General features: G+C 68.3%; 12 protein-coding genes. 6 read left to right on the forward strand and 6 right to left on the reverse strand.

What is annotated here, in order from left to right:
- Nucleotides 1-17 precede the first annotated feature (17 nt).
- The 5 genes from ACE026_RS18345 to ACE026_RS18365 all read right to left on the reverse strand — a co-directional run bounded on the left by ACE026_RS18345 (nucleotide 18) and on the right by ACE026_RS18365 (nucleotide 5,674).
- On the reverse strand, nucleotides 18-788 hold the full coding sequence (locus tag ACE026_RS18345; RefSeq protein WP_486040261.1) for an SDR family NAD(P)-dependent oxidoreductase: 771 nt from the start codon (nucleotides 786-788) through the stop codon (nucleotides 18-20).
- A 52-nt stretch (nucleotides 789-840) separates the two neighbouring features.
- Nucleotides 841-3,429 (reverse strand): sensor domain-containing protein, encoded by a 2,589-nt coding sequence (locus ACE026_RS18350; protein WP_486040263.1) that lies wholly within the window; start codon nucleotides 3,427-3,429, stop codon nucleotides 841-843.
- Nucleotides 3,426-4,319: a hydroxymethylglutaryl-CoA lyase gene (locus ACE026_RS18355; RefSeq protein WP_486040264.1), complete on the reverse strand. Its 894-nt coding sequence runs from the start codon at nucleotides 4,317-4,319 to the stop codon at nucleotides 3,426-3,428. Before ACE026_RS18355 ends, ACE026_RS18350 begins: the two co-directional genes overlap by 4 nt.
- A gap of 168 nt (nucleotides 4,320-4,487) precedes the next feature.
- Entirely contained in the window at nucleotides 4,488-4,874 is a 387-nt protein-coding gene (locus ACE026_RS18360) for a VOC family protein (RefSeq protein ID WP_486040265.1), read from the reverse strand.
- Between the two features lie 11 nt (nucleotides 4,875-4,885).
- Nucleotides 4,886-5,674 (reverse strand): enoyl-CoA hydratase-related protein, encoded by a 789-nt coding sequence (locus ACE026_RS18365; RefSeq protein ID WP_486040266.1) that lies wholly within the window; start codon nucleotides 5,672-5,674, stop codon nucleotides 4,886-4,888.
- A 114-nt stretch (nucleotides 5,675-5,788) separates the two neighbouring features.
- Between ACE026_RS18365 and ACE026_RS18370 the strand changes: the two genes are divergently transcribed.
- The 3 genes from ACE026_RS18370 to ACE026_RS18380 are packed head-to-tail and all read left to right on the forward strand — an operon-like array spanning nucleotide 5,789 to nucleotide 8,156.
- Nucleotides 5,789-6,046 carry a FeoA family protein gene (locus ACE026_RS18370; protein ID WP_313212722.1) on the forward strand — a complete coding sequence of 86 codons (258 nt, stop codon included), beginning with the start codon at nucleotides 5,789-5,791 and terminating at the stop codon, nucleotides 6,044-6,046.
- Nucleotides 6,043-7,902 carry a ferrous iron transporter B gene (gene feoB, locus ACE026_RS18375; protein ID WP_486040268.1) on the forward strand — a complete coding sequence of 620 codons (1,860 nt, stop codon included), beginning with the start codon at nucleotides 6,043-6,045 and terminating at the stop codon, nucleotides 7,900-7,902. Before ACE026_RS18370 ends, feoB begins: the two co-directional genes overlap by 4 nt.
- Nucleotides 7,902-8,156, forward strand: coding sequence for a DUF6587 family protein (locus ACE026_RS18380; RefSeq protein WP_282261346.1), 255 nt, complete (start codon nucleotides 7,902-7,904; stop codon nucleotides 8,154-8,156). Before feoB ends, ACE026_RS18380 begins: the two co-directional genes overlap by 1 nt.
- 35 nt (nucleotides 8,157-8,191) lie before the next feature.
- Here ACE026_RS18380 and ACE026_RS18385 read toward each other — a convergent pair whose 3' ends face one another.
- On the reverse strand, nucleotides 8,192-8,953 hold the full coding sequence (locus ACE026_RS18385) for a 3-oxoacyl-ACP reductase (protein WP_486040270.1): 762 nt from the start codon (nucleotides 8,951-8,953) through the stop codon (nucleotides 8,192-8,194).
- Nucleotides 8,954-9,047: 94 nt separating this feature from the next.
- On the opposite strand from ACE026_RS18385, the gene dapB reads away from it, so the two are divergent.
- From dapB to ACE026_RS18400, 3 genes are all read left to right on the forward strand, one after another.
- On the forward strand, nucleotides 9,048-9,788 hold the full coding sequence (gene dapB / locus ACE026_RS18390; protein WP_486040272.1) for a 4-hydroxy-tetrahydrodipicolinate reductase: 741 nt from the start codon (nucleotides 9,048-9,050) through the stop codon (nucleotides 9,786-9,788).
- 241 nt (nucleotides 9,789-10,029) lie between these two features.
- Nucleotides 10,030-11,160, forward strand: coding sequence for a glutamine-hydrolyzing carbamoyl-phosphate synthase small subunit (gene carA, locus ACE026_RS18395; protein WP_486040273.1), 1,131 nt, complete (start codon nucleotides 10,030-10,032; stop codon nucleotides 11,158-11,160).
- Nucleotides 11,160-11,714 (forward strand): hypothetical protein, encoded by a 555-nt coding sequence (locus tag ACE026_RS18400; protein WP_486040416.1) that lies wholly within the window; start codon nucleotides 11,160-11,162, stop codon nucleotides 11,712-11,714. Before carA ends, ACE026_RS18400 begins: the two co-directional genes overlap by 1 nt.
- The last annotated feature ends 36 nt before the right edge of the window (nucleotides 11,715-11,750 follow it).

Consider the following 11,750-nt stretch of genomic DNA (forward strand, 5'->3'; position numbering starts at 1 on the left):
GCGGGTTGCGTGCTCGCTTACTTCGGCGCCAGACGCACGGCGCCGTCAAGGCGGATGGTCTCGCCGTTGAGGTAGGTGTTGCCCAGGATATAGGCGACCAGACCGGCGAAATCTTCCGGCTTGCCCAGGCGCGGCGGGAACGGGATGGAGGCGGCCAGCGATTCCTGCACGGCCGGCGGCATGCCATCGACCATCGGGGTCCAGAAGATGCCCGGGGCGATGGTCATCACGCGGATGCCGAAGCGCGACAGCTCGCGGGCCATCGGCAGGGTCATGCTGACCACGCCGCCCTTGGAGGCGGCATAGGCAGCCTGGCCGATCTGGCCTTCATAGGCGGCCACGCTGGCGGTGTTGATGATCACGCCGCGCTCGCCATCCTCGCCCGGGGTGTTGTGCTGCATGCGGTTGGCGGCGGCCTTGGCGACGTTGAAGCTGCCGACCAGGTTGACCATCACCGTGCCCTGGAAGTTGGCCAGCGGCATCGGCGCTTCTTTGCCGAGCACGCGGCCGGCGCCCAGGATGCCGGCGCAGTTGATCGCGGTGTTCAGCCCGCCCAGGAAGTCGCAGGCGGCATCGATCTGCGCGGCGACGGCGGCTTCGTCGCTGACATTGGTGCTGTAGTAGCGCGCGTTGGACTCGCCAAGCGCGGCCACGGCGGCCGCGCCCTTGTCGTCATTGAGATCGAACAGGGCCACCTTGGCGCCGTTGGCGACCAGGTGCTGGGCCACGGACAGGCCAAGGCCGGAGACACCGCCGGTAATGACGGCGCGGACAGAAGACAGCTGCATTGCACGATCCCGCTGGTTCAAGAACCGCCGATTCTAGCGGAAGCGGCCGCCTTCACCGTTGTGCACTGCCCACGGCGACCTTCGCACGCAGTGCCAGCCGCCGCGCGAACTCGTCCGCGGCCAGCCCCGGCGCGAAGAGGAAGCCCTGGCCGACCGAGACCCCCAGCGTGGTCAGGAACTGGCGCTGGGCCTCCGATTCGATGCCCTCGGCGACCAGCCCGAGGCCCAGGCTGCGCGCGATGCCGCAGACCGCCTCGCAGACCGCCACGTCCGAACGGTTGGTCGGCACGCCCTCCACGAACAGCTGGCTCAGTTTGAGGCCATGGATCGGCAGGCGGCGCAGATAGTTCAGCGCGCTGTAGCCCTCGCCGAAGTCGTCGATGGTCAACAGCACGCCCATCTCGCGCAGCTGCGCGAAGGTGCGCAGGGTGTCCGGGGCGTCTTCGATCAACACCCGCTCGGTGAACTCCAGCTCCAGTGCGCTGCCGGGCAGGTGGAATTCGTCCAGTACGGCGCGCACGTTCCGGGCCAGATCCTCGCCGACGAACTGCCGGTAGGACACATTCACCGCCACCCGCACGATGCCCAGCCCGTCGTCCTGCCACTGGCGCACCTGTCGGCAGGCCTCGCGCAGCACCCACAGGCCGATCCGGACGATATCGCCGGTGCTCTCGGCATGGCCGATGAAGATGTCCGGGCGCAGTTCGCCCAGCTGCGTGTTGCGCCAACGAATCAGCGCCTCGGCGGCGATCAGCTGGCCGCTGTGCAGGTTGACCTGCGGCTGGTAGACCAGGTGGAACTCATCGTCGTCCAGCGCCCGGTGCAGCCGGCTCTCGATCTGCAGCCGATCATGCTGGCGCTGGGCCAGCTCGGGCGAGAACACCTGCCAGCCATTGCGGGTGCGCCGCTTGCAGTCGTACATGGCGATGTCCGCGTTCTGGATCAGCTGCTGCGGGCGCAGCCCATCCTGCGGCGCACGCGCGATGCCGATGCTGGTGGTCACCGGGAATTCGTCGGCACCGAAGCGGAACGGAGTGCTGAACGCACGGGTGATCGCATCGGCCAGCCGCTCGGGCTGATCGGCCTGGTCACGGGTATCGCAGACCACCAGGAACTCATCGCCGCCGAACCGGGCCAGCAGCCCCTCGGTACCGATCGCGGTGGCGATGCGGCGGGTGGCATCGATCAGCAGCTCATCACCGGCGTTGTGGCCGAGCAGGTCGTTGACGATCTTGAAACGGTCCAGATCGATGTACAGCACGGCCACCCGGCAATGGGTGGGGTTGGCCATGCGTGTGGCCAGATCATTGAGCACCGCATCGCGGTTCATGATGCCGGTGAGCGGATCGGTGCGCGCCTGGATGCGCAGCGTCTCTTCGGCCTGCTTGCGCGCGGTGATGTCCTGCACGGTGCCGGCGATGCGGGCGGCATCGACATCGCCGGCCTCGGCTTCGCCGATCATGCGCACCCAGAACGAATGTCCATCGCTGCGCTGGCCCTGCAGCTCCAATTCGAAGGATACCTGCCGGTCGATCACATCCAGCAGCGCCTGCTGCAGCAGCGCCCGATCATCCAGGCGCAGGCACTCCAGCAGCTCGGCCATGTCGCGCATCGGCAGGTTCTGGCCGAGGATGCGGGTCGCCTCGTCGGTGAGGTACAGGCGCTGCAGGCCGCGGTCCCACTCCCAGCCGCCGATGTGCGCCAGCGACTGCGCGCGGTCGAACAGGGTGTTGTTGCGCTTGAGCTCGGTGATGTCGCTGAACAGCCCGAACACGTGATCCGGCGCATCGCGCCCGTTGCCGTATACCGGCACGTTGGTGGTGGAGATCCAGATCATCCGTCCGCGCGGGCGGTGGTAGAGGCCGACGATGGTGCTGCGCACGATGCGCCCGGTCTGCAGTGACACGGCGGCCGGCCATTGCTCGCGGGTCAGCGGGTGGCCGTGTTCGTCCACGCTGATCCAGTCCTCCGGTGCCAGCATCGCCTGCAGGCTGCCGCCGTTGCCGGCAATGCCGAGGATGCGATGTGCAGCCGGGTTGGCCGAGACGACCCGCAACTGGCGGTCGAACAGGATCACGCCCTTGTCGATCGACTCCATCAGCAGCCGATAGCGCGACTCGGCCTGCCACCGGCTGCTCAGGTCACGGGCCACCGCCACGATGCAGTGCTCGCCCTGGTGCTCGAAGCCGGCCGAATGCACCTCCACCGGGAAGCGGCTGCCATCGCCGCGCATGTTGGTGACTTCGATGACGTAGGTCTCGCCCCGATGCAGGGCTTCCCAGACCGGGTCCAGGTGGTCGCCGGGCAGGTCCGGGTTCAACAGTTCGATCGGCTGGCCGACGATCTCCTCACGGGGGCGGCCATAGGCACGCACGCCGGCCTTGTTGAGGTCCAGCACCACGCCGCGTTCGCTGAGGATGCTGACCGGGTCGGGGACGGCATCGAACAAGGCGGCATAGCGGCGCAGGGCCAGCTGCCGCTCGTCCATTGCTTCCTGCAGGGCCTGCTGGACCTCCTCCAGCAGGCTGCGCAGGTCGCCCGGCGAGTGGGTCAGGGCGCGTTCCAGGGCAGCCAGCGCGTGGACGTGGGGGGTGAGGTGATCACCCACCGCAGCGTCCTTGCGCGGGCCGCCGCTTTTCATGTCGCCGCCAGGGCCCTGCCGGTCTTGCTGCCGGTCTCGCGCCCCAGCCGTGCGGCCAGCCAGCGCCCGGTGGTGGCCAGCGCCGGCAGATCGATGCCGGTGCGCATGCCGATGCCATGCAGCATGTAGACCACGTCTTCGCTGGCGACGTTGCCGCTGGCGCCCTTGGCATACGGGCAGCCACCCGCACCGGAGACCGCCGAATCGACCACGCGCACGCCTTCTTCCAAGCAGGCATCGATGTTGGCCAGCGCCTGGCCGTAGGTGTCATGGAAGTGCACGGCCAGCGCGGCCATCGGCAGTTCGCTGGCGACCGCTTTGAGCATCGCGCGTGCCTTGCGCGGCGTGCCGACGCCGATGGTGTCGCCGAGCGAGATTTCGTAACACCCCATGTCATGCAGTGCGCGCGCGACACGGACCACCTCGCTCACCGCGACCTCGCCCTGGTACGGGCAGCCGAGCACGGTGGACACATAGCCACGCACCTTGACCCCGTCGGCCTTGGCCCGCGCCAGGATGGGGGCGAAGCGCGCCAGCGACTCGTCGATGCCGGCGTTGGTGTTGGTCCGGTTGAAGGTTTCCGAGGCGGCGGTGAACACCGCCACTTCCTGCACGCCCACCGCGCGTGCGCGGTCGTAACCCTGTTCGTTGGGCACCAGTACCGGATAGTCGATGCCCGGGCGGCGCTCGATGCCGGTGTAGACCTCGGCGGCGTCGGCCAATTGCGGCACCCAGCGCGGGCTGACGAAGCTGGTCGCCTCGATGGTGCGCAGGCCGGTCAGCGAAAGCTGGCGGATCAGTTCGATCTTGTCGGCGGTGGCCACCGGCTGGGCTTCGTTCTGCAGCCCGTCGCGCGGGCCGACCTCGACGATGCGGACGAAATCATCCATGTGCCAGCCCTCCGCGAACGGAGCGACGGACGACCAGCAGGGGGCGGGGCGGGGTAGAGATCACGGAGATTCCTGTCAGACGAAAGGTGGCCCACGTTCCCCGGCGGGCCACGAAAGGGGGATACGCGGGATGGGCGACAAAGCGGCCATCCCTGCGGCGGTGGGCGGTCAGCCCGGGCGGTGGCAGACCGCTTCGATGTTGTTGCCATCCGGGTCGAGCACGAACGCCCCGTAATAATCAGGGTGGTAATGCTCGCGGATGCCCGGGGCACCGTTGTCCGTGCCCCCGGCTGCCAGTGCGGCGCGGTGGAAAGCGTCCACCTCGGCCCGGCTGGCGGCGCTGAAAGCGATGTGCACGCCGCCATGGGCACCCGGGGCGTTGCCGATCCAGAAGTCCGGCTTGCCGCTACGGCCGAAGCCGGCATGGTCATGGTCGCCGGTCTGCGCGGCCGAGACCTGCATCACCACCGAGATGCCCAGCGGGGCCAGGGCCTGCTGGAAGAACGACAGGCTGCGCGCGAAATCGCCGCAGCGGAGGCCAACGTGGTCGAGCATGGTGCCTCTCCTCAGTCCTGGGTGACCCAGTGCGGGGCGCGCTTGTCCAGGAAGGCGCCGAGGCCTTCCTGACCTTCGGCCGAGACCCGCAGGCGGGCGATCAGGGCCGCGTTGTCGCGGTCGGTGGCATCGCGGTCGCGGCCCAGCGCGACCCGCCGGACCAGCGCCTTGGCAGACGAAGAGGCCACCGGACCGGCCTTGTCGAGCAGGCCAAGCTGGCGCTGGACGGCCTCGTCGATCCGTTCAGGCTGGATCAGCTGGTGGACCAGGCCGATGCGCAGGGCGGTCTCCGCGTCGAAATGCTCGCCGGTGGCGAACCAGCGGCGCGACTGGCGCGGGCCGATCGCGTCGATGACATAGGGCGAGATCACGGCGGGCAGCAGGCCCAGGCGGCTCTCGGTCAGGCCGAAGCGGGCGCTGGTGCTGGCGATGGCGATATCGCAGCAGGCCACCAGGCCGACCCCGCCACCGAAGGCGGCGCCCTGGACACGGGCGATGGTCGGCTTGGGCAGCTCATCCAGGGTCCGCATCAGGCGGGCCAGGGCAAGGGAGTCCTGGCGGTTGTCCTCCTCGCTGGCGGCGGCCATGCCGCGCATCCACTGCATGTCCGCGCCCGCCGAGAACGAGGCGCCTTCGCCGGCCAGCACCACCGCCCGCACGTGGTCGTCGCGGCCGGCGGCCTCCAGGGCGGCCGTCAGCTGGGCGATCAACGAGGCGTCGAAAGCGTTGTGCAGGGCCGGGCGGTTCAGCCACAGGGTCAGCACCGAGGCGCTGCGTTCAATCCGAAGTGCATCACTCATGGGTCGGCTTGCTCCAGTACATGTACAGATCATAGCGGGCCATCGGTCACGGGCAATGGCGCGGCGCGTCGATGGTAGAATTGATAACCATTCCTATCATCGAGAAGGCGCTCCGTGACGTTGTCCGATCTGGCGCTGTACAGCTCCGCCGTGGTGGAGTCCGTGCAGGAAACACACGCAAACGATGCGATCGCCCGCCGACTGAAGGAGCTTGGCTTCGTCAAAGGGGAAGAGGTGCGTCTGGTCGCCCGTGGTCCCGTCGGCGCCGAGCCGCTGCTGGTGCAGGTGGGGTTCACGCGCTTCGCGCTGCGCCGCAGTGAAGCCGCCCGCATCGTGGTGACCGCGTTGCAGGCCCAGCAGGCCCGCGCATGAGCACCGCCAGCAACGCCCTGCGCATCGCCCTGGTCGGCAACCCGAACAGCGGCAAGACCGCGCTGTTCAACCAGCTCACCGGCAGCCGCCAGAAAGTGGCCAACTACACCGGCGTCACCGTTGAGCGCAAGGAGGGCCGCCTGCGCGCGCCGTCCGGCCGCGAGTTCGCGGTGCTCGATCTGCCGGGCGCCTACAGCCTGCAGCCGGCCAGCCTGGATGAAGCGATCACCCGTGACCTGTGCCGGGGCTTCTACCCGGGCGAGGCCGCCCCGGATGTACTGCTGTGCGTGATCGATGCCACCAATCTGCGCCTGCACCTGCGCTTCGCGCTGGAGCTGCGTGAGCTGGGCAAGCCGATGATCGTGGCGCTGAACATGGTCGATGCGGCCGAGCGCCGCGGCATCAAGATCGATGTGCAGGCGCTGGAACAGGCCCTGGGTGTGCCCGTGGTGGAAACGGTGGCGGTGCGCCGCAACGGCGCGGCCAAGCTGGTCGAGCGCCTGGATGCGATGGTGCCGCACCTGCAGGCCCCGGTGACGGTGCCTGCCGCCGAGGCCGATTACCACGCCCAGGTGCGCGACATCCTGGCCGCTTCGGTGAGCATGCCGACACGTACGGCGAAGATCGATGACGCGCTGGATCGCTGGCTGCTGCACCCGGTGTTCGGTCTGCTGACCCTGGCCGTGGTGATGTTCCTGATCTTCCAGGCGGTTTACGCCTGGGCGACGCCGGTCATGGATCTGATCGAGGCCGGTACGGCGGCGCTGGGCGGCTGGATCGGTGGCGCGCTGCCGGAAGGCCCGCTCAACAGCCTGCTGACCGACGGCATCATCGCCGGCGTGGGTGGGGTGATCGTGTTCCTGCCGCAGATCCTGATCCTGTTCGCCTTCATCCTGGCGTTGGAAGAATCCGGTTATCTGCCGCGCGCGGCCTTCCTGCTGGATCGCATGATGGCCGCGGCCGGTCTGTCCGGGCGCTCGTTCATCCCGTTGCTGTCCAGCTTCGCCTGCGCGGTGCCGGGCATCATGTCCACCCGCAGCATCCAGGACCCGCGCGACCGGCTCGCCACGATCCTGGTGGCCCCGCTGATGACCTGTTCGGCGCGCCTGCCCGTGTATGCGCTGCTGATCGGCGCCTTCATCCCGCAGAAACAGATCTGGGGCGTCTTCAACCAGCAGGGCCTGGTGTTGTTCGGCCTGTACGCGGCCGGCATCCTCAGCGCGCTGCTGATGTCCTGGACGATGAAGAAGTGGCGCCGCGACAAAAGCGAGCATCCGTTGATGCTGGAACTGCCGTCCTACCGCATTCCGCACCCGCGCGATCTGGCGGTCGGGCTGTACGAGCGCGGCATGATCTTCCTCAAGCGCGTGGGCGGCATCATCCTGGCGTTGACCATCCTGCTGTGGGTACTGCTGTCGTTCCCGGGGGCGCCGGAGAACGCGACCATGCCGGCGATCGACTACAGCTTCGCCGGTCAGATCGGCCATGCGATGGCGGTGTTCTTCGCGCCGCTGGGCTTCAACTGGCAGATCTGCATCGCGCTGATCCCGGGCCTGGCCGCGCGTGAAGTGGCGGTGGCCTCGCTGGCCACGGTGTACGCGCTGTCCGCCGCCGATGACGATGCCGCCAGCCAGGCGCTGACCCCGCTGATCAGCGACGGCTGGTCGCTGGCGACCGCGCTGTCGTTGCTGGTCTGGTACATCTATGCCCCGATGTGCATCTCCACGCTGGCCACGATCAAGCGTGAGACAAACTCCTGGAAGCAGATGGGCTTTGCCACGTTCTACCTGTTCGCGGCCGCCTACATCGCCTCGTTGATCACCTACCAGGTGACCGTGGCACTGGGCGGCGGCTGATGGAGACCGGTCTGCTGCTGCAGTACGTCGTGATCGCGCTGGCCGTGCTGGTCAGTGCGTGGGTGGTGATGAAAAAGCAGTTCCCGGGTACCGTGCGCAAGGCACGCGGGGCGATCGCGCTGGGGCTGGTGAAGCCGCAGCGCGCCGCCTGGTTGCAGGCGCTGGGCCGGAAGATCGCGCCACCGGCGACCGGTGGCGGTGGTGCGTGCGGCGGTTGTGACAGCTGCGGGCCGACGCCGCCGAAGCAGCACTGAGGCGCTTGGCGGTAGAGCACGCCCTGCGTGGTTGCTCAATCCCGCACCAGCCCCCCATCCACCACCAGGTTCTGGCCGGTCACCGCGCGTGACCACGGCGAAGCAAAGAACAGCACCGCATCGGCGAACTCGGCCGGGGTGGTGACGCTGCGCAACGGGGTGTTGGCCGCGATGTAGTCAAATACCGCCTCCGGCGTGGCCGCACTGGCATCGGTGGTGCGCAGCAGGCCGCCAGAGAGCATGTTGACGGTGATGCCATCCGGGCCGAGATCGCCCGCCAGCGTACGGGTCAGCGAGAGCAGGGCGGCCTTGGCCGCGGTGTAGTCGTGGTAGGGCACCACCGGGTTCTGGAACAGGTTGGTGCCGATGTTGATCACCCGGCCGAAGCGCTGCCCGCGCAGGCCGGGCAGGGCGGCCTGCACCGTATTGAGTGCACCGCGCACGCTGCCTTCGAACTGCCGGTTGAATGCGTCCCAGCCGATCACGTCTGCCTTGTCGCGCGCATCGCCGTTGAATGAAAACGCCGCCAAGGCATTGTTGACCACCGTGGTGATGTCACGGCCGAAGTGCTGGCGCGCCTGTGCGAACAGGGCATCGACCTGGCGGCGCTCGGTCACATCGGCCTGGATCGCCACGCAGGCGCTGCCCAGCTCGCCCGCCAGCGCCCGCGCGGCGTCGGCGCTGGCGTGGTAGTTGATGACGACCTGTGCGCCCTCGCGTACGAAGGCGCGAACCAGGTGCTGGCCGAGCCCGCGGGCACCGCCGGTGACGAGAACAAGCTGCTGCGAAAGCTGCATGGAGGGGCTGCCAAAGGGATCCATCCGATAGCGTAGCAAGCAGTGCGCGGATTTCCTCTTGTGCAGCGCCGCCGGCACCCGCTAGCCTGCATGCATGACTACCACTCCCCTACGTTTGCTCATCCACGGTGCGTCCGGCCGCATGGGCCAGGCGCTGCTCCGCCTTGCCGCTGACAATCCCGCCCTGCAGGTGGTGGCCGCGGTGAACCGCCGCTCGCCGGCCCAGCGCGTGGTCGAGGGCGTGCCGCATTTCGCCAGCAGCGAGCTGGCTGGTGCCCCCCAGTTCGATGTCGCCATCGATTTCAGCCTGCCCGAGGGCTTTGATCCGGTGCTGGCGCTGTGCGTGGAGCGCGGTGCGGGCTTCGTGTCCGGCACCACCGGCATCAGTGAGGCGCAACGCCAGGCACTGATCCAGGCGGCCGGCCGGATTCCACTGGTCTGGGCCTCCAACTTCAGCCTGGGCGTGGCGGTGCTGGACGAGCTGGTCGAGCGGGCTGCCGCTGCACTGGCCGGCTGGGACTGCGACATCGTCGAATCCCATCACACCCAGAAGAAGGACGCGCCCTCCGGCACGGCCCTGACCCTGGGCGCGGCGGCGGAGAAGGGCGGGGCGCACCCGCACTACGCCAGCCTGCGCGCCGGCGACATCGTGGGTGAGCATCTGGTCCAGTTCACCGGCCTGGGCGAGCGCATCGAGCTGACCCACCGTGCCACCAATCGGGACATTTTTGCCCGTGGGGCCCTGTTTGCGGCCAGCCAGCTGCCGGGCCGCGCGCCGGGCAGCTACCGGGTCCGGGATCTGCTGGATGGGGCCACGCCGCCGCCCGCCGTCTGAATTGGGGGCCTCGGGGCAGGACGGGCGGGCGCCTGAACCGGCGCTGCGCCCTCCGTCGGCCTGAACAGGGCAATTGCACGCGGATACTGGCGCCGCACCCGGCTTGCCTTTACAATTCCCGCTCGCCGAATCACGACAGCCGGACCGGTCCAGAACCGCAGTCCGCGCTTTTTTGCAGCCGCTTTTTCGTGAAGCGCAGGCGTGACTTCGGCGACCCCTCGGTAGCCAAAGTGAGATTTCCGTGACCCAAGCCGCAATCCTCGTCCTCGAAGACGGCACCGTATTCGAGGGCGAATCCGTAGGCGCGCCCGGCCTGTCCGTCGGTGAGGTGGTGTTCAACACCGCCATGACCGGCTATCAGGAAGTGTTGACCGATCCTTCCTACGCCCGGCAGATGGTCACGCTGACCTACCCGCATATCGGCAATACCGGCATGACCGACCAGGACGATGAAGCGGCCAAGGTGTGGTCGGCCGGCCTGATCGTGCGCGATGTCCCGCGCCGCCCGAGCAACTGGCGCAGCCAGGTGTCGCTGCAGGATTGGCTGATCCAGCGCGGCGTGGTCGCCATCTCCGGCATCGATACCCGCAAGCTGACCCGCATCCTGCGCGAGCGCGGCGCCCAGAACGGTGCGCTGATGGCCGGCGACGGGCTGAACGTGGAGACGGCGCTGGAAGCGGCGCGCAAATTCCCGGGCCTGAAGGGCATGGATCTGGCCAAGGTGGTCAGCACCGACAAGCGCTACACCTGGACCGAGGGCCAGCTGGATCTGGACAGCAATGCCTTCGTCAACGCCGCACCGCGTTTCAAGGTGGTGGCCTATGACTTCGGCGCCAAGCTCAACATCCTGCGCATGCTGGCCGAGCGCGGCTGCGAGCTGACCGTGGTGCCGGCGCAGACCCCGGCTGCCGAAGTGCTGGCGATGAATCCGGATGGCGTGTTCCTGTCCAACGGCCCGGGCGATCCGGAACCGTGCGATTACGCGATCACCGCGATCAAGACCTTCCTCGAGAAGAAGGTGCCGGTCTTCGGCATCTGCCTGGGTCACCAGCTGCTGGCACTGGCCTCCGGGGCCAAGACGGTCAAGATGGGCCATGGCCACCACGGCGCCAACCACCCGGTCCAGGATCTGGACGGCGGCCGCGTGATGATCACCTCGCAGAACCATGGCTTCGCGGTCGATGAGGCCTCGCTGCCGGCCACCCTGCGCGTGACCCACCGCTCGCTGTTCGATGGCACCAACCAGGGCATCGCCCGCACCGACGTGCCGGCGTTTTCGTTCCAGGGTCATCCGGAAGCCTCGCCGGGCCCGCACGATGTCGGCCCGCTGTTCGATCGCTTCGTGACCCTGATGGCCGAGGCCAAGGCGTGATGCGCAGCCCCGCGCTGCTGCTGTCGCTGTTGTGCCTCACCGGTGCGGCCCAGGCCGCGCCGGCGTCCGATACGCAGGTGCAGGCGGTCGTGCAGGCGTTGGGCTTGGGCACGCTGGGCACGGACATGGCCAAGCTGATGGTCGACAACGTGCCGGCGCTCAATGCGCTGCCCGAGACCGATCGCCAGTGCGCGTATGCGCCGATCAAGGGTCTGCTCGATGCGCAGTTCCGTCGCTCGGTGATCAGCGGCCTCGGCAACGACGGCGACCAGGTGATCGCGGAGTGGTCGCGCTTCCTGGGGACGCCGGGCGGCAAGAGCCTCTCCTCGGCCTTCGCAGGTGCCAATCCATCGACGATCGCCACCAAGGCCAACGCCGAGCTGAGTGAAAAGGAACGCGCCGAAGTGGCCGCGTTCCTGACCAGCCCGGCCTACACCCGCTTCATCGCCACGCTCGACATCGAATCGGAGCTGCCCGACGACATCGGCGTGCAGCTGGCGAAAGGACTGCAGGACCAGTGCCGGATCGCGCTGAACCCCGACGATATTTCCTGATCGACAGCGTGCGATCACCCCCATCTGCCTCGCTGT

This window comes from Stenotrophomonas sp. AGC87 (assembly GCF_057333975.1).